Annotated in this window: 18 protein-coding genes; 9 read left to right on the top strand and 9 right to left on the bottom strand. The window is 56.0% G+C overall.

Features of this window, described 5'->3' with window-relative positions:
* Nucleotides 1–315: 315 nt before the first annotated feature.
* Both kduD and araE read left to right on the top strand, forming a co-directional pair.
* The gene (kduD, locus tag KCG39_RS13735) at nucleotides 316–1,077 is read left to right on the top strand and encodes a 2-dehydro-3-deoxy-D-gluconate 5-dehydrogenase KduD (RefSeq protein WP_004124661.1); all 762 of its coding nucleotides are present in this window, start codon (nucleotides 316–318) and stop codon (nucleotides 1,075–1,077) included.
* 311 nt (nucleotides 1,078–1,388) lie between these two features.
* A complete protein-coding gene (araE, locus tag KCG39_RS13730) occupies nucleotides 1,389–2,807 on the top strand; it encodes an arabinose-proton symporter AraE (protein ID WP_004124659.1) in 1,419 nt (472 codons plus the stop codon).
* On the opposite strand, the gene KCG39_RS13725 is transcribed toward araE, so the two are convergent.
* A complete protein-coding gene (locus tag KCG39_RS13725; RefSeq protein ID WP_004124657.1) occupies nucleotides 2,808–3,803 on the bottom strand; it encodes a LacI family DNA-binding transcriptional regulator in 996 nt (331 codons plus the stop codon).
* Nucleotides 3,804–4,043: 240 nt separating this feature from the next.
* Between KCG39_RS13725 and KCG39_RS13720 the strand changes: the two genes are divergently transcribed.
* From KCG39_RS13720 to KCG39_RS13710, 3 genes are all read left to right on the top strand, one after another.
* The gene (locus KCG39_RS13720) at nucleotides 4,044–5,285 is read left to right on the top strand and encodes an MFS transporter (protein WP_004124655.1); all 1,242 of its coding nucleotides are present in this window, start codon (nucleotides 4,044–4,046) and stop codon (nucleotides 5,283–5,285) included.
* An 18-nt stretch (nucleotides 5,286–5,303) separates the two neighbouring features.
* The gene (locus KCG39_RS13715; RefSeq protein ID WP_162626077.1) at nucleotides 5,304–6,737 is read left to right on the top strand and encodes a glycoside hydrolase family 32 protein; all 1,434 of its coding nucleotides are present in this window, start codon (nucleotides 5,304–5,306) and stop codon (nucleotides 6,735–6,737) included.
* Nucleotides 6,738–6,859: 122 nt separating this feature from the next.
* Complete coding sequence (locus KCG39_RS13710; protein WP_142468465.1) at nucleotides 6,860–8,206, top strand: carbohydrate porin; 1,347 nt, start codon at nucleotides 6,860–6,862, stop codon at nucleotides 8,204–8,206.
* Between the two features lie 220 nt (nucleotides 8,207–8,426).
* Here the strand turns inward: KCG39_RS13710 and KCG39_RS13705 are convergent, their stop codons facing one another.
* From KCG39_RS13705 to KCG39_RS13680, 6 genes are all read right to left on the bottom strand, one after another.
* Nucleotides 8,427–9,557 carry an oligogalacturonate lyase family protein gene (locus KCG39_RS13705; protein ID WP_032742198.1) on the bottom strand — a complete coding sequence of 377 codons (1,131 nt, stop codon included), beginning with the start codon at nucleotides 9,555–9,557 and terminating at the stop codon, nucleotides 8,427–8,429.
* Nucleotides 9,558–9,625: 68 nt separating this feature from the next.
* The gene (locus KCG39_RS13700; protein ID WP_004124644.1) at nucleotides 9,626–10,912 is read right to left on the bottom strand and encodes an ABC transporter substrate-binding protein; all 1,287 of its coding nucleotides are present in this window, start codon (nucleotides 10,910–10,912) and stop codon (nucleotides 9,626–9,628) included.
* A 16-nt stretch (nucleotides 10,913–10,928) separates the two neighbouring features.
* Nucleotides 10,929–12,056 (bottom strand): ABC transporter ATP-binding protein, encoded by a 1,128-nt coding sequence (locus tag KCG39_RS13695; RefSeq protein ID WP_004124642.1) that lies wholly within the window; start codon nucleotides 12,054–12,056, stop codon nucleotides 10,929–10,931.
* A 12-nt stretch (nucleotides 12,057–12,068) separates the two neighbouring features.
* A complete protein-coding gene (locus KCG39_RS13690) occupies nucleotides 12,069–12,971 on the bottom strand; it encodes a carbohydrate ABC transporter permease (RefSeq protein WP_004124639.1) in 903 nt (300 codons plus the stop codon).
* Nucleotides 12,964–13,854 carry a carbohydrate ABC transporter permease gene (locus KCG39_RS13685; RefSeq protein ID WP_004115132.1) on the bottom strand — a complete coding sequence of 297 codons (891 nt, stop codon included), beginning with the start codon at nucleotides 13,852–13,854 and terminating at the stop codon, nucleotides 12,964–12,966. The genes KCG39_RS13690 and KCG39_RS13685 overlap by 8 nt, the downstream gene beginning before the upstream one ends.
* Nucleotides 13,855–14,344: 490 nt before the next feature.
* On the bottom strand, nucleotides 14,345–14,671 hold the full coding sequence (locus KCG39_RS13680; RefSeq protein ID WP_004124635.1) for a cupin domain-containing protein: 327 nt from the start codon (nucleotides 14,669–14,671) through the stop codon (nucleotides 14,345–14,347).
* A 135-nt stretch (nucleotides 14,672–14,806) separates the two neighbouring features.
* Between KCG39_RS13680 and KCG39_RS13675 the strand changes: the two genes are divergently transcribed.
* Nucleotides 14,807–15,499: an aspartate/glutamate racemase gene (locus tag KCG39_RS13675; RefSeq protein ID WP_049114678.1), complete on the top strand. Its 693-nt coding sequence runs from the start codon at nucleotides 14,807–14,809 to the stop codon at nucleotides 15,497–15,499.
* On the opposite strand, the gene KCG39_RS13670 is transcribed toward KCG39_RS13675, so the two are convergent.
* Nucleotides 15,486–16,412 (bottom strand): LysR family transcriptional regulator, encoded by a 927-nt coding sequence (locus KCG39_RS13670; protein WP_049114677.1) that lies wholly within the window; start codon nucleotides 16,410–16,412, stop codon nucleotides 15,486–15,488. The two genes, KCG39_RS13675 and KCG39_RS13670, sit on opposite strands and share 14 nt — an antisense overlap.
* A 135-nt stretch (nucleotides 16,413–16,547) precedes the next feature.
* Here KCG39_RS13670 and lysA point away from each other — a divergent pair, with 135 nt between their 5' ends.
* On the top strand, nucleotides 16,548–17,810 hold the full coding sequence (lysA, locus tag KCG39_RS13665) for a diaminopimelate decarboxylase (protein WP_004124628.1): 1,263 nt from the start codon (nucleotides 16,548–16,550) through the stop codon (nucleotides 17,808–17,810).
* Nucleotides 17,811–17,849: 39 nt separating this feature from the next.
* On the opposite strand, the gene KCG39_RS13660 is transcribed toward lysA, so the two are convergent.
* Complete coding sequence (locus KCG39_RS13660) at nucleotides 17,850–18,851, bottom strand: LacI family DNA-binding transcriptional regulator (RefSeq protein WP_162626078.1); 1,002 nt, start codon at nucleotides 18,849–18,851, stop codon at nucleotides 17,850–17,852.
* Nucleotides 18,852–19,155: 304 nt separating this feature from the next.
* Between KCG39_RS13660 and KCG39_RS13655 the strand changes: the two genes are divergently transcribed.
* Nucleotides 19,156–20,493 (top strand): PTS sugar transporter subunit IIC, encoded by a 1,338-nt coding sequence (locus KCG39_RS13655; protein ID WP_211811426.1) that lies wholly within the window; start codon nucleotides 19,156–19,158, stop codon nucleotides 20,491–20,493.
* Nucleotides 20,494–20,500: 7 nt separating this feature from the next.
* Nucleotides 20,501–21,928 (top strand): glycoside hydrolase family 1 protein, encoded by a 1,428-nt coding sequence (locus KCG39_RS13650; protein ID WP_112166514.1) that lies wholly within the window; start codon nucleotides 20,501–20,503, stop codon nucleotides 21,926–21,928.
* The last annotated feature ends 25 nt before the right edge of the window (nucleotides 21,929–21,953 follow it).

The following is a 21,953-nucleotide window of genomic DNA, read 5'->3' as shown; positions in this document are numbered from 1 at the left end:
TTTAAAGTTCATTTTAACTAGCTGTATTTTAAAGAATTAAATAAATATTTCCGGATCAATTCTCCGGCGCTTCGTGATCTGTTTTGCATTTTTAACATTTAGCAGTCTTAAAATTGAAACGATGTTTTAATAATAATTGAAAATGACTTTAGCCGGGGATAAGATGTGCTCACAGTAAAACGGAACTCTGTTTTATTTTTAGAAGGGTCAATCCCTGAGAGTTCTTCAAACCATAAGGGTCTGCACAAGCAGCAGGCTGGACTATCAGAACCTTGCCTGTACCTACACAGGCTCTGAAAGATTAAGGAACCAAGTATGATTCTCGACGCATTCTCCCTGCAGGGCAAAGTAGCCGTGGTCAGCGGCTGTGATACGGGTCTGGGCCAGGGTATGGCGGTTGGCCTCGCGGAAGCCGGCTGCGATATCGTGGGTATCAATATTGTTGAACCGACGGAAACCATTGAGCGCGTTACGGCGCTGGGCCGTCGTTTTCTCAGCCTGACCGCCGATCTGCGCCAGATTGACGGCATTCCACAACTGCTGGAGCGTGCGGTAGCGGAGTTCGGTCATATCGATATTTTGGTTAACAATGCCGGTCTGATCCGTCGCGAAGACGCGATTGAATTCAGCGAGAAAAACTGGGACGACGTGATGAACCTGAATATTAAGAGCGTGTTCTTTATGTCTCAGGCGGCGGCGAAACACTTTATCGCTCAGGGTACCGGCGGCAAGATTATCAATATCGCCTCGATGCTCTCTTTCCAGGGCGGGATCCGCGTACCGTCCTACACGGCGTCAAAAAGCGCGGTGATGGGCGTGACCCGTCTGCTGGCGAACGAGTGGGCCAAGCACGGCATCAACGTCAATGCGCTGGCGCCGGGCTATATGGCGACCAACAATACCCAGCAGCTGCGCGCCGACGAACAGCGCAGCAGCGAGATCCTCGACCGTATCCCGGCGGGACGCTGGGGCCTGCCAAGCGACCTGATGGGGCCGGTGGTCTTCCTGGCTTCCAGCGCTTCTGACTACATCAACGGCTACACCGTGGCGGTGGATGGCGGCTGGCTGGCGCGCTAATATTTGCCGCGTTATCAGCGCAAAATGGAACCCTGCTTCGGCAGGGTTTTTTTATGGCTGAATAACAATTGTCCATATGATGAAATTGAAATAGTCCATATGGTTTACTTGTTTCTCAGCAGAGTATCTATGTTTAACAAGGGTCGGTGAAGTTGAAATGCTTATTTTCTGTTCTTTCGAAAGTTGAATGTCCATCACAAAACCATTGCCTGTAGCAACTTAATCCATATCTTTGGCTTGTCACGCCTGACACCTTGCGCCGCCGATCCCGTAGTTTCATCGTATGTCTTACTTCGTCTGGCGGGAAAAAAATGACCTCAATCAGTCACGACTCTACAACTATGCCGCGTACGCTGCGCGATACCCGGCGCATGAATCAGTTTGTCTCGGTTGCCGCCGCGGTGGCAGGATTGCTGTTTGGCCTTGATATCGGCGTAATCGCCGGGGCGCTGCCCTTTATTACCGATCATTTTGTTTTATCCAGCCGCCTGCAGGAGTGGGTGGTGAGCAGCATGATGCTGGGGGCTGCCATCGGCGCGTTATTTAACGGCTGGCTCTCTTTTCGCCTTGGGCGCAAATACAGCCTGATGGTGGGCGCAGTGCTGTTCGTGGCCGGTTCCGTGGGCTCCGCTTTTGCCGCCAGCGTCGAAATGTTGCTGGCGGCGAGGATCGTTCTCGGGGTCGCGGTGGGGATTGCCTCTTATACCGCGCCGCTGTATCTGTCGGAAATGGCGAGCGAAAACGTGCGCGGCAAGATGATCAGCATGTATCAGCTGATGGTAACGTTGGGGATCGTGATGGCGTTTCTCTCCGATACCGCGTTCAGCTACAGCGGCAACTGGCGAGCGATGCTTGGCGTACTGGCTCTGCCGGCGCTGGTGCTGATTATTCTGGTGATCTTCCTGCCGAATAGCCCGCGCTGGCTGGCGGAAAAAGGGCGTCACGTGGAGGCGGAAGAGGTGCTGCGGATGCTGCGCGACACGTCTGAAAAAGCCCGCGACGAGCTGAATGAGATCCGCGAAAGTCTCAAGCTGAAGCAGGGGGGCTGGGCGCTGTTTAAGGTCAACCGCAACGTGCGGCGGGCGGTGTTCCTCGGTATGTTGTTGCAGGCGATGCAGCAGTTTACCGGGATGAATATCATCATGTACTACGCGCCGCGCATCTTCAAAATGGCCGGCTTCACCACTACCGAGCAGCAGATGGTGGCGACCCTGGTGGTTGGCCTGACCTTTATGTTCGCCACCTTTATCGCCGTCTTTACCGTCGATAAGGCCGGGCGTAAACCGGCGCTGAAAATCGGCTTTAGCGTGATGGCCATCGGCACGCTGGTGCTGGGCTACTGCCTGATGCAGTTTGATAACGGCACCGCCTCCAGCGGTCTCTCCTGGTTGTCGGTGGGGATGACCATGATGTGTATCGCCGGCTATGCGATGAGCGCCGCGCCGGTGGTGTGGATCCTGTGTTCGGAAATTCAGCCGCTGAAGTGTCGCGATTTCGGTATCACCTGCTCAACCACCACCAACTGGGTGTCAAACATGATTATCGGCGCGACCTTCCTGACGCTGCTGGACGCGATCGGCGCGGCGGGAACCTTCTGGTTATATACCGCGCTGAACGTCGCTTTTATCGGCGTGACGTTCTGGCTGATCCCAGAAACCAAAAACGTCACCCTTGAGCATATTGAACGCAAGCTGATGTCCGGCGAGAAGCTGCGCAATATCGGCAATTAACTATAACGACTCGCGCGGCAGCCACGGGCTGGCAACCCGTACCGTCTCCCGATGGCTGTCGCCGTTAATAATGTGCAGGGCGCTCAGGCGCCCAATATCATAGTGCGGGAGCTGTACCGTTGAGAGCGGCGGAAAAAACAGATCGCCGATCCCCACCATATTGTCGTAACCCACCACAGCCACATCCTGCGGAATGCGCAGCCCCTGCGCCAGTAGCGTCTGATAGACCATAAACGCGATGCGGTCGTTGCCGCAAATCACCGAGTCGAACGGCAGCGTGGGTTGCTGAATATGCGCCAGCACGACAGCGGGAATATCGCGATAGTGCTCATCACCATAGGCCATATAGCTGTGATGGAGCGTATCCGGGTCAATCCCCGCTTCCCGGCAGGCGCGTTCCAGCCCCTGACGGCGGCGGACGGTCGCCAGATGATTCACCGGGAGATGCAGGCACAGCGGACGGCGGTAGCCCGCGGCCAGCAGAGCCTGCACCGCCGTATACTGGCCCTGTTCGTCGTCCGGGATATAGCTGGCCACCGGATCGTGCAGGCTTTCGCAGTTGGCCAGCACGCAGGGGAGGGTTAACAGCTTGGCCGGCAGCGGCACCTGGCGCAGGCCCATCGTGGTATAGATAATCCCGTCCGGACGGTGGGAGAGCAGCAGGTCGACAATGGTTTCCGGGCTATCGTCAGAGAACATGTTGACCACGAAGCTGTTCCAGCCGTGCGCCCGCGCGGTCTCTTCGATGGAGAGCGTAATCTCCACCGAGAACGGCGTAGTGACGGTATCCAGCGCCAGCACCCCGATGGTGTTTGGCGTCGCGTGGGCGCCGCGAATTTTCTTCGCCGACAGGTCGGGGACATAGTTGGTCTCTTCGATAGCCGCCTGGACCCGAGCCAGGGTCTCCGGCTTGAGTCTTTCCGGGCTGTTTAGCGCTCGGGAGACCGTCATCAGCGACACATTCGCCAGCTTTGCCACATCTTTCAGAGATGCCATATTAAGTGCTCCACCCATGCCGTCGGCAACGGGTTTTACTAAGTTACTGATGTAAAAGGATCATGCGATATTCTATCGTACACCCGATGCCGATGCAGACGAGGAATATTTGATCGCGATCCCACTCTCATTGTGTTAACGTTAACTTTTGTGATTAACATCATGAATCTCAGCAAAATGACATGAGATTCGTTTTTTGTTAACGTTACCATATCAGCATTACTCCTACATGAGAATGTCATGATGAAAGCGCACCCCTCACAAAGCTATCCGTTACTCAGCGCGTTACTGTTTTTCTTTTTCGTGACCTGGTCCTCTTCAGGTTCGCTGCTCTCGATCTGGCTGCACCAGGAAGTGGGCCTTAAACCGGGGGATACCGGGATTATCTTCTCGGTGCTTTCCGTCTCGGCGCTTTTCGCGCAGGTGTGTTACGGCTTTATTCAGGACAAACTCGGCCTGCGTAAAAATCTGCTCTGGTACATTACCGTTCTGCTGATCCTCTCCGGCCCGGCCTATATGCTGTTTGGCTATCTGCTCAAAATTAACGTGTTGCTCGGCAGCATCTTCGGCGGGATTTATATCGGACTGACCTTCAACGGCGGTATCGGCGTACTGGAGTCCTATACCGAGCGCGTCGCGCGCCAGAGCCAGTTTGAATTCGGCAAAGCGCGGATGTGGGGCTCGCTGGGCTGGGCGGTGGCGACGTTCTTCGCCGGTTTGCTGTTTAATATTAATCCGCATTTAAACTTCGCGGTGGCCAGCTGCTCCGGACTGGTCTTTTTTATACTACTGGCGCGACTGCGGGTCTCTTCCGCGCCGCACGCCATGCAGGAGGCGGTATCGGGCGGTAAAGTGACGCTGGAGGACGCTCTGCGTCTGCTGACCCTGCCGCGCTTTTGGGCGCTGGTATTCTTCGTCATCGGCACCTGTATCTACGGCGTTTACGATCAGCAGTTTCCGGTCTACTTCTCTTCCCAGTTCCCGACCTTACAGGAAGGCAACGAGATGTACGGCTACCTGAACTCGTTCCAGGTGTTCCTTGAAGCTGCCGGTATGTTCTGCGCGCCGTGGCTGGTTAACCGTATTGGCGCGAAAAATGGTCTGATCTTCGCCGGGATGGTGATGGCGATGCGTATGGTGGCGTCCGGGCTGGTGGAAGGGCCGCTGCTTATCTCCATTACTAAACTGCTGCACGCGGTCGAGCTGCCGGTGCTGCTGGTCTCCATCTTTAAATACAACAGCCTGAACTTCGACAAGCGTCTCTCCTCAACGCTGTATCTGGTGGGCTTTGCCTGCACCAGCTCGGTTATCGCGACGGTGCTGTCGCCGCTGGCTGGCTATAGCTATGAGAAATACGGCTTCGCCCAGTCCTATCTGATTATGGGACTGCTGGTGTTCTGCACCACCTTTATCTCCATCTTCTTGTTGCGTTCCAGTAAGTCCTCTTCGGACCCGCTGATGCCGCAAACTTCCGCTATCTGAATCAAAAGAGTAATGAATATGACTTATTCCATTCCCCGGGCCGAGCAAGAACTGCAGGCCAAACATGAAAAGCTGAACCTGCGCTGGTATCCGCGCTATCACCTGGCCGCCCGCGCGGGTTGGATCAACGATCCCAATGGCCTGGTCTGGTTCGACGGCTGGTATCACGCCTTTTACCAGCACCATCCGTACTCCACCCAATGGGGACCGATGCACTGGGGTCACGCGCGCAGTAAGGATCTGGTGCACTGGGAGCATCTGCCGGTGGCGCTGGCCCCGGAAGGCCCGGAGGATAAAGACGGCTGCTTCTCCGGCTCCGCAGTGGTGGATGGCGATACGCTGGCGCTGATTTATACCGGGCATAAATTCCATGGCGATCCCAGCGATGAAGCCAACCTGTATCAGGTGCAGTGTCTGGCGACCAGTCGCGACGGGATTCACTTCGAGCGCCAGGGGATCGTGGTCGACACTCCGCCGGGCATGCACCATTTCCGCGACCCGAAAGTGTGGCGAGAAGGGGACAGCTGGTACATGATCGTTGGCGCTCGCGATGGCGATACCGGCCAGGTGCGGCTGTATCGCTCAGCCGATCTGCGCCAGTGGCAGGACGCGGGCGTGCTTGATGAAGCGGAAAAAGAGATGGGCTACATGTGGGAATGCCCGGATTTCTTCGCCCTCAACGGCAAACATATCCTGATGTTCTCCCCTCAGGGGCTGGCGGCGAAAGGCTATCGCAACCGCAACCTGTTCCAGAGCGGCTATCTGCTCGGTGAGTGGCAGCCGGGGCAGGCGTTTGTACGCGAGGGGGAGTTTGTCGAAATGGATCACGGGCACGATTTCTACGCCCCGCAGAGTTTCCTCACGCCCGATGGTCGCCGCATTGTCATCGGTTGGCTGGATATGTGGGAATCGCCGCTGCCGGAGCAGCAGGACGGCTGGGCGGGCATGCTTTCGCTGCCGCGCGAGCTGAGCCTGAGCGCCGATAACCGTCTGCAGATGCGTCCGGCGAAAGAGGTCGAGAGCATGCGCGGCGCCAGCTTCCCGTGGCCGGTGACGACGCTGAAGAACCAGCAGACCACGACGGTGGAAAACTGCGAGGCGATGGAGGTGATCCTGCACTGGGACTGCGCCAGCAGCAGCGCCGAGCAGTATGGCCTCAGCTTCGGCGAAGGTCTGCGCGTTTACGTGGATGCGCAGATGCAGCGCCTGGTGCTTGAGCGACACTATCCGCAGTATGGCCTCTGCGGCACCCGCAGCGTCCCGTTGACCGAAGGCGCCGATCTGAAGCTAAGGATATTCTTCGATAGCTCTTCGGTAGAAGTGTTTGTTAATGATGGCGAGGCCTGTCTCAGCAGTCGTATATATCCTGACGCCGCTCGCCGTGAATTAGCGTTATTTTCCTGGAGCGGTTCGGCGCATTTAAAAGAAGCGGGTGCCTGGCAGCTGGAATAAGTTTTACTGAATAGTTGTTAATAACCCGTCTTCGACGATGGGCGGGTTATTATTGTCACTGTCGTCGAGCTTTACCCATAAATAAAAAATACTATTTAACTAAATAATAAAGGGTTATTCCGATGAATAAAATCTGGGTCGGGTGTGTTCTGACGTCTTTATTTACCCCTCTGGCTAATGCTCAGGCGCCGTTATCCCTTGAGGAGCGGCTGGCGCAAATGGAACAACGGCTAAAGGCGACAGAGCAGCGGGCGGCCAGCGCGGAGGCGGAAATCCGCGCGCTAAAAAAACAGGAGGCACAAGCGACGACGGTGGCCAGCGCCGCGCCAGCTAAACCCGCTTTACAACTTAATGATTATGGTGAATTAAAATTCTATGGCGACGTTGAGTTTAATATGGACGGCGCCAGCCGCACCGGTAGCCTGACGTCGGTGAAAACCAGCGCTAATAAAAACTGGGCGCCGGGAGATAAAGAGCGCTGGGATATTAACGGACGTATTCTTCTGGGCTTTGATGGATTACGCAAAGGGGCTAACGGTAAATATGCCGGATTCAGCGTGCAGCCGCTGGCGGATATGAGCGGTAAAATGAATCTTGATGATGCGGCCTTTTTCTTTGGTCAGCAGGATGACTGGAAAATTAAAATCGGTCGCTTCGAAGCCTACGATATGTTCCCGCTAAATCAGGATACGTTTGTTGAATATTCCGGCAACACGGCGAACGATCTGTATAGCGACGGCTACGGCTATATTTATATGATGAAAGAGGGGCGCGGACGCAGCAGCAGCGGCGGCAATTTCCTGCTGAGTAAAAATCTCGATAACTGGTATTTTGAGGTGAATACGCTGGTGGAGGACGGCAGCTCGCTGTTCGTGGACCAGAATTATCACGGCAACGCGCTGGATAACCGTAAAAATGTGGTTTACGTGCGTCCGGTCGCGGCCTGGCAATCCGGCGCCTGGTCGGTGGCGGCAGCGATGGAAAGTAACCTCGTTAATAATGCTTACGGTTATGAGAATCAGAATGGACGTTGGGTCGATCAGTCCAGCCGCACCGGCTACGGCATGACGATGAGCTGGAACACGCTGAAAACCGATGCCGAGAACGGGGCGGTGGTGAACGTAAGCACCGCGTATCTTGATGCGGCGGACGAAAAGGATTTCAGCGCCGGTATCAATGCGTTATGGCATCGCGTGGAGCTGGGCTATATCTACGCGCATAACAAAATCGACCAGTTTAATATGTCCGGCGTCAACGCGGAGTGCGATGGCGACTGCGCCATCCTGGCGCCGGGGCGCTACGATATCCACACCCTTCATACCTCATGGCATCTGCCGAATATTATGGATATGCCGAACTTTAATATTTATCTCGGAGCCTATGCGTCATGGCTCGATTCATCGGCGGCGAAAAGCGGCAATACCGATGAACGCTACGGCGCGCGGGTGCGGTTTAAATATTTCTTCTGACGATTTTTCCCGGGTCGCGGCGTAAACGCCTTACCCGGGCTACCTGTCCGCAGACGGCGGTGAACCTGTAGCCCGGGCAGGCGCTTTGCGCCGCCCCCGGGGAAGCAGGGTGATAATTCCCGGAGGCGATGCTGCGCATCTGTCCGGGCTACCTGTCCGCAGACGGCGGTGAACCCGTAGCCCGGCTAAGCACCGCGCGAGCCGGGACGTTGCCGAATCACTACACCTCCGCCAGATACAGCGCCGGCATGCCCTCTTTATCGGAGGTAAACAGTACCCAGCGGTTATCCGGTGAAAATGACGGATGCGGATGCGTCGCCTGCCGCTCGCCTTCAATCACTTTCCAGGTGGAGTCGTGGCGGCACACCGCAGTCTGCTTATCGGCGGCTATATCAAACACCCAGATAAACGGATCGTTAAGCTGTATATCGCCGGTGCTGTGCGGCGCGCCGTCGCCGACCACCAGCGAGCCATCGTGATTGCTCATCAGATGTGAGCACGGAGGAATCGCCATAAGCTGGCGGTTTTCCAGGGTTGCCGGGTCGGCGCGATACAGATAGCGATGCGGATCGTTTTCCTGATGCGCGACATAATAAAGCGCGGATCCATCCGGCACCCAGAATTCGTGGGTAAAACTCTCCCCCGGCTGGTGCTGGCGAACCTTGCGCATATGGCTGCCGTCAGCGTTGATAAGCCACATTCGGGCATCGATAGCATCGCGCGGGCCTTCGTGGCAGAAGGCGATGGTGCCGTCATCAAACGGGCGGTAAATCGGGTGGCCGAGCCAGCGTTTTTCCTGCAATACCACGCGCTGTTCGCCGCTGCGCAGGTCGATATTAATCAACCGGCACTCCGGCTCGGTGAAGTAGAAGGCGCGGAACTTGCCCCAGTCGGTCAGCGGCTGCCAGTCGCTTTTTTTGATTTCGATACCGACCATCTGGCTGCAATCGCTATTGGCGACCCAGGTTCCGTAGGCCACCCATTGGTCATCCACCTGATATACAACCTGCTCTTCCAGCGTCGCCAGGTCCACGCGGCGCAGCTGCTGGTTGTTTTTCACGTACCACAGCGACCGGTCGTCGGCGGACAGGAAACCGCCAAAGGTGTTATCACCCGGCCCATCGGTCAGTTGGGTGGCCTGCTGGGCGGCGATATCGAGTAGATAGTAATTCCAGTGGCCTTCAAAGGCACCGCCGAAAATCAGTTTGCTGCCGTCCCGGGTAAAGCATTTTTGATAGAAGTAGTTGCGGTGGCAGATAACATGCGGTGGCGTCATCCGGATCACCTGGTGACCGGTTTCGCTGTCCTGCGTGTGCAGAAAGCTCAGCGGGATGATTTTGCCTTTCATGATTCGATTCACTCCTTGCTAAAAAAATACCCCGCAGCCGGAGCTGCGGGGTAGATACGGATAGCGGTTAATTAGCGCATCGCGCGGCGCAGGATTCGGTCAGACTGACGTTGGAAGTCAATTGCCGTCTCTTCTACGGTTTTCTGCCCGTAGTCGATGTACTGCAGAGAGGTGCCGAACTGGGCAACGATCTGCGGGTCGTCAAAGTATGGCGACACCGAGAGTTTGGCCGGCAGGGACTGCGCCAGACGCAGGCCAGATACCGCCGGATCGTCCTCTTTGATCGCGCCGTTTTCGGTCAGGTATTGCACCGCGACTTTGCTCAACGGCACGCCGCGCTCCAGGCCCAGCGTCTCAACCCCTTCTTTGCTGTTCAGCAGGAAGTTGATCACCTTCGCCGCCGCTTCCGGGTTTTTAGTCGATTTACCAATCGAGAGCATCTGCGCGGGTTTAAAGAACAGGCCCGCGTCGGTGGCGCCCGGCAGCATCGGATAGCTGCCCAGCTCCAGCTTCGCCGGCGGCTTCAGGTTGTCGGAGTATTTGTTGATGGTGGAGTTCCACATATAGGTTCCCGCCCACTCGCCCTGAATCCACGGCTTCATTTCATACATATTGCTCTTGCCGAACGAGGCGTAGTACTTGGTGTCCGGCATGACGTGGCTGTCGATAAGCTTTTTATACATCTGGAAAAATTCGACCCACTGCTCTTTGCTGTAGGAGAATTTTTTGGTTTTTTCATCGATAGCCGGCTGGTTGTACTTCTGAATCATATATGAATTCAGCAGCGCCAGGGTGTCCTGGTGCTCCAGCACTACCGGGTAATACTGTTTACCCAGCTTGCTCTCGAAGGTTTTACCCGCCGCCATCAGCTCGTCCCAGGTTTTCGGGTACTCAACGCCCGCTTTTTTCCAGGTTTCGTCATTGAAGTAGAACACGCGCGCGGTGACGGAGATCGGAATACCGTTAAGCTTGCCGTCCACCGTGGTGGACTGCAGCTCTTTGGCGTCAAACTGGCTCAGGTCGATCACATCCTTCATCTTATTCAGATCGTAGAAGCCTTCGCCGTTTTTCGAGAAGATCGGCAGCCAGTTCCAGTTGGTTTGCATCACATCCGGCTCGGTGCCGCCGGCGATTTGCGTGGTCAGGCGCGAAAGGTGACCGTCCCAGCCGGTATATTCCGCCTTCACGTTAATATCCGGATTGAGTTTATGGAACTCTTCCAGCGCCTTCAGGGTCACCTGGTGGCGGCCGTTGCCGCCCCACCATGACATACGCAGGTCGACATCCTTCGCCATGGAAGGCAACGCGGTAAGGGCCAAAGTTGCGGAGATTGCGGCGCTTAAAAGCACTTTTTTCATTTTAATACTCCAGGGTTCACAGAGAGATGTTCTGTTCAGTTTTGGCGTCAAAGATATGACACTTGTTGAGATCGAATTTGAAATGCACCTTGCGATGCAGCCCTTTCTCAATCATGGGCTTCGCTTCATCTGACGGCACGCGGGCGGTCAGTTCATAATCGGCGACCTTCAGATAGACGAAGAATTCATGGCCCATATTTTCCACGCGTACCATTTCGCCGGTGCATGAACCTTCGGCGAACGGTTCATCGGAGATGGAGACAAACTCCGGGCGCACGCCGAAGAACACCTGCTGGTTCTTGTGGGTGTCGACCTTGCTCTGCAGCCTGTCGTTGAGCGGCAGCAGGCCATCGCCAACGGTCAGATGCAGACGGCCCGCTTGCTCAACCAGCTTGCTGGGACGAATATTCATCTCCGGCGCGCCGATAAACCCGGCCACAAACATGTTTTTCGGCTTGTGGTAGAGGTTGTCCGGGGTATCCACCTGCATGATATGACCCAGCTTCATCACGCAGATGCGGTCGCCCATGGTCATCGCTTCGGTCTGATCGTGGGTAACGTACACGGTGGTCGCCGGTTTACCGGATTTCTTCAACTGCTTATGCAGGTCGGAAATACGGATGCGCATCGAGGCGCGCAGCTTGGCGTCAAGGTTAGAGAGCGGTTCATCGAACAGGAACACATCCGGTTTCTTCACAATCGCGCGGCCAACCGCCACGCGCTGCGCCTGGCCGCCGGAGAGCTGACGTGGCAGACGATCCAGTAGCTCTTCCAGCTCAAGGATTTTCGCCGCTTCGTTAACCTGGGCTTCAATCTGATCTTTCGGCAGCTTGCTCAGCTTCAGGCCGAAGGCAAGGTTTTCGCGCACCGTCATATGCGGATAGAGCGCGTAATTCTGGAACACCATCGCGATACCGCGCGCTTTCGGCGCGAGGTTGTTTACGATTTTCTCGCCGATCCGCACTTCGCCGCCGCTGATGGTTTCCAGACCGGCCAGCATGCGCAGGGTGGTGGATTTGGCGCAGCCGGACGGCCCAACGATAACCATAAACTCGCCGTCCGCAATTTTCAGATCGATACCATGTACCGCCTTGAAGCCGTTGGAGTAGACCTTTTCCAGTTTGTTGAAAATAACTTCAGCCATGATATTTCCCTCTTAACCTTTAATTCCGCTGCTGGTAACGCCCTGTACGAAGTAGCGTTGTGCCAGGAAGAACACGATGATGGACGGCAGAATGGAGATGCTCGCCATTGCCAGAATTTCGTTCCACGGAGCGCCTTCCGTGACGTCGATGGACATTTTCAGCGCCAGCGCAATCGGATATTTATCCACGCTGTAGACGTAAATCAGCGGACCGATAAAGTCGTTCATGGACCACATGAACTGGAACAACGCCACCGAGATAATCGCCGGTTTCAGAATCGGCACCACCACGTACCACAGCACCTGAATGGAGTTGCAGCCGTCGATCTGCGCCGCTTCTTCCATGTCGCGCGGAACGCCGCGCAGGAACTGAATCAGCATGAAGACAAAGAACCCCTGGGTGGCGAAAGCCAGCGGCAGGTACAGCGGCAGATAGCTGTTCAGCATGCCCATTTCACGGAACATCAGGTACTGCGGAATCAGCAGTACGGTGCTCGGCAGGAGCATGGTGGTGATCAGCGTCGCGAACCAGAATTTCTTCCACGGGATTTCGAAGCGGGCAAAGCCGTAGGCCACGATGGTGGAGGAGATAATGGTCAGCAGTACTTTCGGGATCACATACTTGAAGGTGTTCAGCATGTAGTGACCGAAGTTGTACTCGGTACCGGTTTTCCAGCCGTTGATAAAGCCATCCCAGGTCGCGTGGGCAGGCCACAGGCTCAGGGTGGTGAAGATCTCGTGGTTCGGTTTGAACGACGCCGAGAACATCCATACCAGCGGGTAGAGCATCAGCAGGCCGACGAACAGCAGGATCACATAGCGAATCGAGCGGCTAATTTTTTCACGACGCAGCGTCCGCGCGACTTCACGTTCGGCGATGTCCCTTGCTTCAGAGATGTGTTGGATATCAGCCATTTTTGCCTCCCTTATCGGCGGAGTAGAACACCCAATATTTCGAAGACTTAAACGCGATGGCGGCAAAGACCGCGACCACCAGGAATAGCACCCACGCCAGCGCCGCGCCGTAGCCCATATCGAAGTACTTAAAGGCGGTGTCGTAGATGTAGAGCGAGAACAGATAGGTGGAGTAGGTCGGGCCGCCGCCGGTAATGACGTACGGGCCGGTAAACTCCTGGAACGCCTGGGTGGTCTGCATGATGAAGTTGAAGAAAATCACCGGCGTGATCAGCGGCACCGTGACCTTCATAAACATCTGCCATTTTGACGCGCCATCGATCATCGCCGCTTCATATTGTGATTGCGGAACGTTCTGCAGCGCCGCGAGGAAGATAACCATGGCCGAACCGAACTGCCAGACGCGCAGCAGGGTGACGGACATCAGCGCCAGCGAAGGCTCGCCGAGCCAGTTGACCGGATCGAAGCCGAGCACGCCGATAAAGCTGTTCAGCAGGCCGTCGATAGCAAACAGCGCGCGCCACAATACGGCAATCGCCACCGAGCTACCGAGAATGGACGGGATATAGTAGGCGGTACGGAAAAAACCAATGCCGCGCAGCTTAAAGTTGAGGACAAACGCGATCCCCAGAGCGAAAGCCAGTTTTAACGGGATGGTTAAAAAGACATACGCGAACGTCACGCCCATGGATTTCCAGAAGAGGCCATCTTCGGTCAGCATGTAGCGATAGTTTTCGATGCCGTTAAACACCGGTGGGCTCATCAAATCGTACTCAGTGAAACTGAGGAAGAAAGATGAAACAAAGGGAAAGGCGGTAAAGACTATCAACCCTATGATATAGGGCGATATCCATGCCAATCCCAGCATTTTGTTTTCATTCATACATACCTACCTGGCTTGCGAGTTTGTAATACGGATTCGGGTTGACTGTCTCTCCCGCGGTAGCCGCCGGAGAGTTAATGCGTTCCTGGTATGTCGGCGGTAAATGCTTCCTTGTTAACTGTGCGTTTGTTGAGAACTTTTGCGCTCTTATCATCCCTGGAGAGCATATGTTTTTTGATTTTGTCTTACCCAGCGTTCTGATTTTGTAAAACGCCGTTTTAATTTTATTTTATTGCTATTTATTACGGAGTCATTCGGTTCATCGCGGAAATGTGATCAAAGTCGAAACGATGTTTCAAAAAGGTGCTGGCGCGCGCATTTTGCCAGGGGGCGGTCATAGAAAAGGATGAGAGACAGGCGCAGTGAGGTGATTCAGGTGGGATTAATTGCTCGGCTAATCATTGCGACATGACATAGATTATGACAATTATTATTGGCGGAAAAGTTCAGAAAATGGTGGGCATGCGCGGCATGCCCCAGGGAGGAGAGATTACTTTTGCAGAAAATCCTGACGAACGGGGGTAAAGGTATCCAGCAGCGTGCCCGGTTTCAGGCACACGCAGCCGTGCATAATGTTCGGTTTCTTGTAGAGCGTATCGCCGGCGCTGACCACGTGCTTTTCATCACCGATGGTGAACTCAAACTCGCCGGAGAGCACATAGGTGAGCTGCTCGTGCGGGTGATTATGCATCGGCCCGATAGCACCCGCTTCGAAGTTCACTTCAACCGCCATCATCTTGCCATCGTGCGCAAGGATGCGGCGGGTGACGCCATTGCCCAGATCTTCAAGGGTGGTCTCTTTATGAAAAATAAACATCCGCTGGTCCTGTAATTAAATGAAACAATGTTTCATTTAATCTATCGCATAATCTTCTAAAAGGAAACGATCGCCTGGAGAAGTGGAAAGTCGATCACAACTTTGTTTTACTGAAACTTCACGCACGGAGGGATGATGAAAACAATTGGTCTGTTAGGCGGCATGAGCTGGGAATCGACGATTCCTTACTATCGTCTTATTAACGAAGGTATTAAAACGCGCCTCGGCGGCCTGCACTCTGCCAGCCTGCTGCTGCATAGCGTAGATTTCCACGAAATTGAAGTCTGCCAGTCCACCGGCGACTGGGATCGGGCGGGCGAGATCCTCGCCCGGGCGGCGCTCGGGCTACAGCAGGCGGGCGCCGAGGGGATTGTCCTGTGCACCAACACCATGCACAAAGTCGCGCAGGCCATTGAAACGCGCTGCGATGTGCCGTTCCTGCATATTGCCGATGCGACCGGCCGGGCGATTACCGCGAAGGACCAGCGCCGCGTGGCTCTGCTGGGGACGCGCTATACCATGGAGCAGGATTTTTATCGCGGCCGCCTGCAGCAGCAGTTCGCTATCGACACGCTGATTCCGGAGGCGGAAGATCGCGAACGTATCAACCAGATCATCTTCGACGAGCTGTGCCTGGGAACCTTTAGCGCAGACTCGCGCGACTACTATCTTCAGGTTATTGAGCTCCTGGCGGAGCAGGGTGCGGAAGGGGTGATTTTCGGCTGTACCGAAATCGGCCTGCTGGTGCCGGAAGAGAGCAGCCCGCTGCCGGTATTTGATACGGCCGCGATCCATGCGGCGGACGCGGTGGAATTTATGCTGTCGTAAGTACTGCTTCGAGCGGCGTCAGGATGCGCGGCATGCTCTCTTGCAGATGGCGGGCGAAGGCATCGACCAGCGCGGAGCCGGGACGGTGCAGCGGGCGCACCAGGCTAACGGTAAAAGGCACTTCCACGCTAAAGCGGCGTACCACCACGCCGTTCCCGGCATAATCGAGGGCGGTGAGCGGGTTAACCACCGAAATGCCGACCCCGGCCCGCACCATCGCGCAGATGGAGGCGGCGCTGTGCGTCTCCACCACCATCCGCCGTTTGACCTGATGTTCGACAAACAGGGCATCGAGCAGCTGGCGATAGCTATCGGTGCGCGACAGGCTAATGTAGTTTTCGCCGTGAAAATCCGCCGGCGTCAGCGCCGGCTTTGCCGCCAGCGGATGGCCCTGCGGCAGTACGCACACTTCATTGAGGGTCAGTAGCGGCGTACGCTCGGTTCCGGCGGGGGTATGCAGGGTTTCCGTTAATCCCAGATCGTGGCGCTGGGCCGACAGCCACTCCTCCAGCAGCGGTGATTCCTGAGGGACGATTTGCAGGCTGACGTCCGGGTAACGGGCTAAAAACGGCGCCAGCAGCAGCGGCAATAGCGATTGGGAGAAGACCGGCAGACAGGCTATCGACAACTCCCCCTGGCGGAATTCGCGCAGGCTTTCCGCGGCGCTGACGATTCTGTCCAGGCCATACCAGGAGCGTTGGACCTCTTCAAACAGACGTAATCCCTGAACCGTAGGCTGCAGGCGCCCGCGGGTACGGGAGAACAGCGTCAACCCCAGCACCTTTTCAAAACGCGCCAGCTCGCGGCTAACGGTGGGCTGCGAGGTATGCAGCATACGTGCGGCCTCGGTCAGATTGCCGGTGGTCATCACCGCATGGAAGATTTCAATATGGCGCAGGTTGACGGCGGGCATGGGTGTTCCTTAAGTGGCGCAAGCCATATCATTTTTGCATAGACTGGCAATAAAACGATATTTTTTATTACGTACGCGCTGTGGCGTAATCGTAAAAAACAGAGATAACGCACACACATAGCACCGGAGTTCTTTATGCCACACTCGCTTTACGCCACCGATACCGACCTGAGCGCAGAAAACCTGCTGCGTCTGCCCGCCGAGTTCGGCTGCCCGGTTTGGGTTTACGACGCGCAGATTATCCGCCGCCAGATTGCCCAGTTGAGCAAGTTCGACGTGGTGCGTTTTGCGCAGAAGGCCTGCTCCAATATCCACATTCTGCGCCTGATGCGCGAGCAGGGCGTGAAGGTCGATTCGGTGTCGCTGGGCGAGATCGAGCGCGCGCTGGCGGCAGGGTACGATCCGCATCAGCATCCGGACGATGTTGTCTTTACCGCTGACCTGATCGACGACGCGACGCTGGCGCGGGTTAAAGAGCTGCAGATCCCGGTCAACGCCGGCTCAATTGATATGCTGAGCCAACTGGGCGAAGTTTCTCCTGGCCATCGCGTCTGGCTGCGGGTTAACCCGGGCTTCGGCCACGGCCATAGCCAAAAAACCAATACCGGCGGCGAGAACAGCAAGCACGGGATCTGGCACAGTCATTTAACGGCGGCGCTGGAAGTGATGCGCCGTTACCAGCTCCAGCTGGTGGGTATTCATATGCATATCGGTTCTGGGGTCGATTATGGCCACCTGGAACAGGTTTGTGGCGCGATGGTGCGCCAGGTGGTTGAATTCGGTCAGGATCTGCAGGCGATCTCCGCCGGAGGCGGGCTGTCGATCCCCTATCACGAAGGTGAAGAGGCGATCGACACCGATCACTACTTCGGCTTGTGGAACGCCGCGCGCGAGCAGATCGCTAAACATCTGGGCCATCCGGTGAAGCTTGAGATCGAGCCGGGTCGTTTCCTGGTGGCGGAATCCGGGGTGCTGGTTTCTCAGGTCCGCAGCGTGAAGGAGATGGGCAGCCGCCACTTCGTGCTGATTGACGCCGGCTTTAATGATTTGATGCGCCCGGCGATGTACGGCAGCTATCACCATATTACCGCTCTCGCCGCGGACGGCCGCGATCTGCGCGCTGCGGCGGAGGTTGAAACCGTGGTGGCCGGGCCGCTGTGCGAATCGGGCGATGTCTTTACCCAGCAGGAGGGTGGGAAAGTGGAAACCCGCCTGCTGCCTGCGGTGGCGCCGGGGGATTATCTGGTGCTGCACGATACCGGCGCTTACGGCGCGTCGATGTCTTCAAACTACAACAGCCGTCCGCTGCTGCCGGAGGTGCTGTTCGACAACGGCAAAGCGCGGCTGATCCGCCGTCGCCAGACCATTGAAGAGCTGCTGGCGCTTGAGCTGCTGTAAGGTGGTGCCCGATGGCGCTTCGCTTATCGGGCCCGCTCATTATGGGTAATACGGCCCAATTGTCACCGATTCGCGCAGCACCAGGGTGCCGGTAAACGGCGGGATGGTCTCGATCGGCTGACCGTTGGCCAGCTTGATGGCCTGATCGATAGCGGTGGTGATCATGTTATCGATCGGCAAATAGACCGTCGACAGCCCTGGCTCCAGCCATTTGGCGCTCGGCGCGTCATCAAAACCAAACAGCGAAATATCCTGCGGGATCCGCAGCCCCGCCTGATGCAGCGCTTTCGACGCGCCCAGCGCCATATCATCATTACAGGAAAACAGCGCGCTAAACGGCGTCTTCTCTTCCAGCAGCTCGCAGCACAGCTCATAGCCGCGGCTCATGGTGGAGTCACCGTATTTCACCTTCGCCGGATCCCACTTGATGCCGTGCTTTTTCAGCGCGTTACGATACCCTTCCAGGCGGGCTTTGCCCGTCGGCGTGTGCATCGGCACGGTCAAACAGGCAATATCGCGATGGCCCTGGGTAATCAGGTACTCCACCGCCTGGAACGCCGCATCCTGCTGTTCAAAGAACACGCAACGTTCCCGCGCCTGGCTAACATCGCGGTTAATCACCACCAGCGGCATGGCGATGGACTCAATCAGCGACATGATCTTCTTTTCGCTCATATGGCGGGTGTAGAGCACGATGGCGTCGCACTGGCGATCGGCCAGCATCTGCACCGCCTCTTCTTCACGCTCTGGCGCATCGTGGCCGTCGGTGACGATTAGCTGTTTGCCCCAGGCTTCCGTCTGGCGGGAGGCCTGCTGCAGCAGGCGGCCAAAATAGAAGCCATCAAAGGTGGAAACCACCAGGCCGATGCTGTTGCTCGTGCGGTTCGCCAGCGAGCGGGCGAGAAAGTTAGGCCGATAGCCCAGCTCTTCCATCGCCTTAAAAACCTGTTGGCGGGTGCTCTCTTTTACCTGACCCGTGCCGTTCAACACGCGGGAAACCGTCGCTTTAGAGACGCCTGCGCGAATTGAGACATCCAGCATTGTAGCCATTCATCCGATTCCTGATATCACGTGGTAACCCGCAGTTTATCACAGACATTCAGGGGGATATGGCCTCATGGCGCGGCAAAAAAACCATCGCGATCACGCTTTTACAGGAATTGATCGAGTGGAAAATAAAACTGCCAATGCGGTATGCCAATTATCACCATTATGGAATACCAATGAGCGCGTTGAGAGCTTAATCACAGAACTTATTTTCACCAGTCGCTATTTTTTGGTATGCCAATAGGTGTTTGGCTGTACACCTGGTGCGCTATAAGCCCTTAAACCTGAGGTATCCTCTATGGCATTGCAGGACAAACTGATCGACTCACTGGGGAGTTTCGCCACGAAATTCAACAGCTACCGCTACATCATGGCGATAAAATCCGCTTTTATTACCCTGATGCCGGTGATCATCGTTGGCGCCTTTTCGGTGCTGATTTCAAATATGGTACTGGATCCGAAAAACGGACTCGCCAGCTTTCAGTCGCTCTCATTTCTGGCGGCGCTCAAACCGATTACCAGCGCCATCAATTATGCGACCCTTAACTTTCTCAATATTGGCGCGGTCTTTCTTATCGGCATCGAATTGGGGCGGATTAACGGCATCAAGAGCCTGTTCCCCGGTCTGCTGGCGGTGATCTGCTTTATCTGCATCACGCCGACCACCGTCGAGATGATGGTCGACGGCCAAATGCATGAAGTGAAAGATGTGCTGCTGCGCCAGTTTTCCGATACCCGCAGCCTGTTCCTCGGCATGTTTATCGCCATTCTGTCGGTGGAGATCTACTGCTGGCTGGAGGGTCGCAAGGGGCTGAAGATCAAGATGCCGGATACCGTGCCGCCCAACGTCTCGGCGTCATTTTCCGCGCTGATCCCGGCCATTATCACCACCACGGCGATCGCCACCTTTGGCTTTATTTTTCATCAGGCCACCGGCATGTACCTGTATGACGCGGTCTATCAGGTGGTGCAGCAGCCGCTGGAACGCGTGGTGCAAAGCCTGCCGGGGATCCTGCTGCTGATGTTTGTCGCGCAGCTGTTCTGGGTTATCGGTATCCACGGCAACCAGATGATCAAACCGATCCGCGAACCGCTGCTGCTGGGAGCGATCACCGTCAATATGAGCGCCTTTGAGCAGGGCAAAGAGGTGCCGAATATCATCACCATGCCTTTCTGGGATGTTTATATGAGCATCGGCGGATCGGGGCTGACGATTGGCCTGCTGATCGCGGTGATGATCGCCACCAAACGCAAAGAGATGAAAGAGATCGCTAAGCTGTCGATTGGGCCGGGCCTGTTCAACATCAACGAACCGGTGATTTTCGGCATGCCGATCATGCTCAACCCGATCCTCGCGATCCCCTTTATCATCACGCCGCTGGTGACCGGCAGCATCGGCTACTTCGCGACCGCCGCCGGTTTTGCCGGTAAAGCGGTAGTGATGGTGCCGTGGACCACACCGCCGCTGATCAACGCCTGGCTCTCCACTGCAGGTTCGATGGGCGCGGTGGTGACCCAGCTTATCTGTATCCTGACCGCGGTGCTGATCTATCTGCCGTTCGTCAAAATTGCCTCCCGTCGCGCGGAAAACGCACAGCGCCAGGCGGAAAATACCCCCACCAGCCAACAGATATGAGGACACGATGACGACAGTAAGGATGGCGATCCCCCACGACTTTATCCTCGGCGCCGCCGCTTCGGCGTGGCAAACCGAGGGCTGGAGCGGCAAAAAAGAGGGCCAGGACTCCTGGCCGGATCTGTGGTACAAAAACGACCGCCACGTCTGGCATAACGGCTACGGCCCGGCGGTGGCGACTGATTTTATCAACCGCTTTCGCGAAGACGTGCAGTTGATGAAGCTGGCGGGGCTGACCCACTACCGCACGTCGATTAACTGGTCGCGCTTTCTCACCGACTATGAAAACGTCACGGTCGATGAAGACTATGCGGCGTACTACGACCAGCTCTTCGATGAACTGCTGGCCAACGGCATCGAGCCGATGATCTGCCTTGAGCATTATGAACTTCCCGGCCATTTGCTGGAGCAGTACGGCGGCTGGGCGTCGAAAAAGGTGGTTGAGCTGTTTGTGCAGTACGCGGAGAAAGTGTTCGCCCGTTATCACCACAAAGTGACGCGCTGGTTTACCTTCAATGAACCGATCGTGGTGCAGACCCGCGTTTATCTGGATGCGCTGCGCTGGCCTTACGAGCAGAACACCGGCACCTGGATGCAGTGGAATCACCACAAGGTGCTGGCGACGGCAAAAGTGGTCCGGCTGTATCGCGAGAAAGGCTATTGCGGCACGGTCGGCTGCATTCTTAACCCTGAGGTCACCTACCCGCGTTCAAACGCGCCGCACGACGTGCGCGCCGCCGAACGCTACGATCTGTTTTATAACCGGGTTTTCCTCGATCCGCTGGTCCACGGCATCTACCCGCCCGAGCTGTTGACCCTGCTCGAACAGCACCACGTCTCCTGGGATTATGACGCTGAAGAGCTGGCGCTTATCCGCGAAAATACCGTTGATGAGCTGGGAATTAACCTTTACTACCCGCATCGCGTCAAAGCTCCCTCGCGCGCCTGGCATCCGCAGACGCCGTTCCACCCGGCTTACTATTATGAGCCCTTTGAGCTACCGGGGCGGCGGATGAATAGCTCTCGCGGTTGGGAAATTTATCCGCAAATCATTTTTGATATGGCGATGCGGATCAAGCAGGACTATCGCAATATTCCGTGGTTTGTGGCGGAAAGCGGCATGGGCGTGGAAAACGAAGGGCAGTTTCGCAATCGCGAAGGCGCTATCGCCGACGACTACCGGATCCGTTTTATCAGCGAGCATCTGTGGCAAACGCTGCGCGCGAGGGAAGCGGGGGCCAACTGTCACGGCTACATGCTGTGGGCCTTTACCGACAACGTTTCGCCGATGAACGCGTTTAAAAATCGCTACGGGCTGATTGAAATCGATTTACAAAATAATCGTGCCCGGCGGCCCAAGGCTTCCGCCAGCTGGTTCCGTAAGCTAGGCGAGAGTCGCGAATTGACGCTGGATATTGACGATGAGTGGCGCTAGGCGGGCGGAAATTTTGCTAAGATAG

Origin of the sequence: Klebsiella pasteurii (assembly GCF_018139045.1) — a bacterium.
GTDB lineage: Bacteria > Pseudomonadota > Gammaproteobacteria > Enterobacterales > Enterobacteriaceae > Klebsiella > Klebsiella grimontii.
The sequence above is the reverse complement of the archived record's forward strand: the minus strand, read 5'-3'. Positions and strand labels throughout refer to the sequence as shown.

Coding starts and splice junctions, on each gene's coding strand:
- lysA (WP_004124628.1), top strand. CDS start 16,548: ATGCCACACTCGCTTTACGCCACCGATACCGACCTGAGCGCAGAAAAC.
- araE (WP_004124659.1), top strand. CDS start 1,389: ATGACCTCAATCAGTCACGACTCTACAACTATGCCGCGTACGCTGCGC.
- KCG39_RS13725 (WP_004124657.1), bottom strand. CDS start 3,803: ATGGCATCTCTGAAAGATGTGGCAAAGCTGGCGAATGTGTCGCTGATG.
- KCG39_RS13680 (WP_004124635.1), bottom strand. CDS start 14,671: ATGTTTATTTTTCATAAAGAGACCACCCTTGAAGATCTGGGCAATGGC.
- KCG39_RS13650 (WP_112166514.1), top strand. CDS start 20,501: ATGACGACAGTAAGGATGGCGATCCCCCACGACTTTATCCTCGGCGCC.
- KCG39_RS13690 (WP_004124639.1), bottom strand. CDS start 12,971: ATGGCTGATATCCAACACATCTCTGAAGCAAGGGACATCGCCGAACGT.
- KCG39_RS13710 (WP_142468465.1), top strand. CDS start 6,860: ATGAATAAAATCTGGGTCGGGTGTGTTCTGACGTCTTTATTTACCCCT.
- KCG39_RS13655 (WP_211811426.1), top strand. CDS start 19,156: ATGGCATTGCAGGACAAACTGATCGACTCACTGGGGAGTTTCGCCACG.
- KCG39_RS13660 (WP_162626078.1), bottom strand. CDS start 18,851: ATGCTGGATGTCTCAATTCGCGCAGGCGTCTCTAAAGCGACGGTTTCC.
- kduD (WP_004124661.1), top strand. CDS start 316: ATGATTCTCGACGCATTCTCCCTGCAGGGCAAAGTAGCCGTGGTCAGC.
- KCG39_RS13670 (WP_049114677.1), bottom strand. CDS start 16,412: ATGCCCGCCGTCAACCTGCGCCATATTGAAATCTTCCATGCGGTGATG.
- KCG39_RS13695 (WP_004124642.1), bottom strand. CDS start 12,056: ATGGCTGAAGTTATTTTCAACAAACTGGAAAAGGTCTACTCCAACGGC.
- KCG39_RS13720 (WP_004124655.1), top strand. CDS start 4,044: ATGATGAAAGCGCACCCCTCACAAAGCTATCCGTTACTCAGCGCGTTA.
- KCG39_RS13675 (WP_049114678.1), top strand. CDS start 14,807: ATGAAAACAATTGGTCTGTTAGGCGGCATGAGCTGGGAATCGACGATT.
- KCG39_RS13685 (WP_004115132.1), bottom strand. CDS start 13,854: ATGAATGAAAACAAAATGCTGGGATTGGCATGGATATCGCCCTATATC.
- KCG39_RS13715 (WP_162626077.1), top strand. CDS start 5,304: ATGACTTATTCCATTCCCCGGGCCGAGCAAGAACTGCAGGCCAAACAT.
- KCG39_RS13700 (WP_004124644.1), bottom strand. CDS start 10,912: ATGAAAAAAGTGCTTTTAAGCGCCGCAATCTCCGCAACTTTGGCCCTT.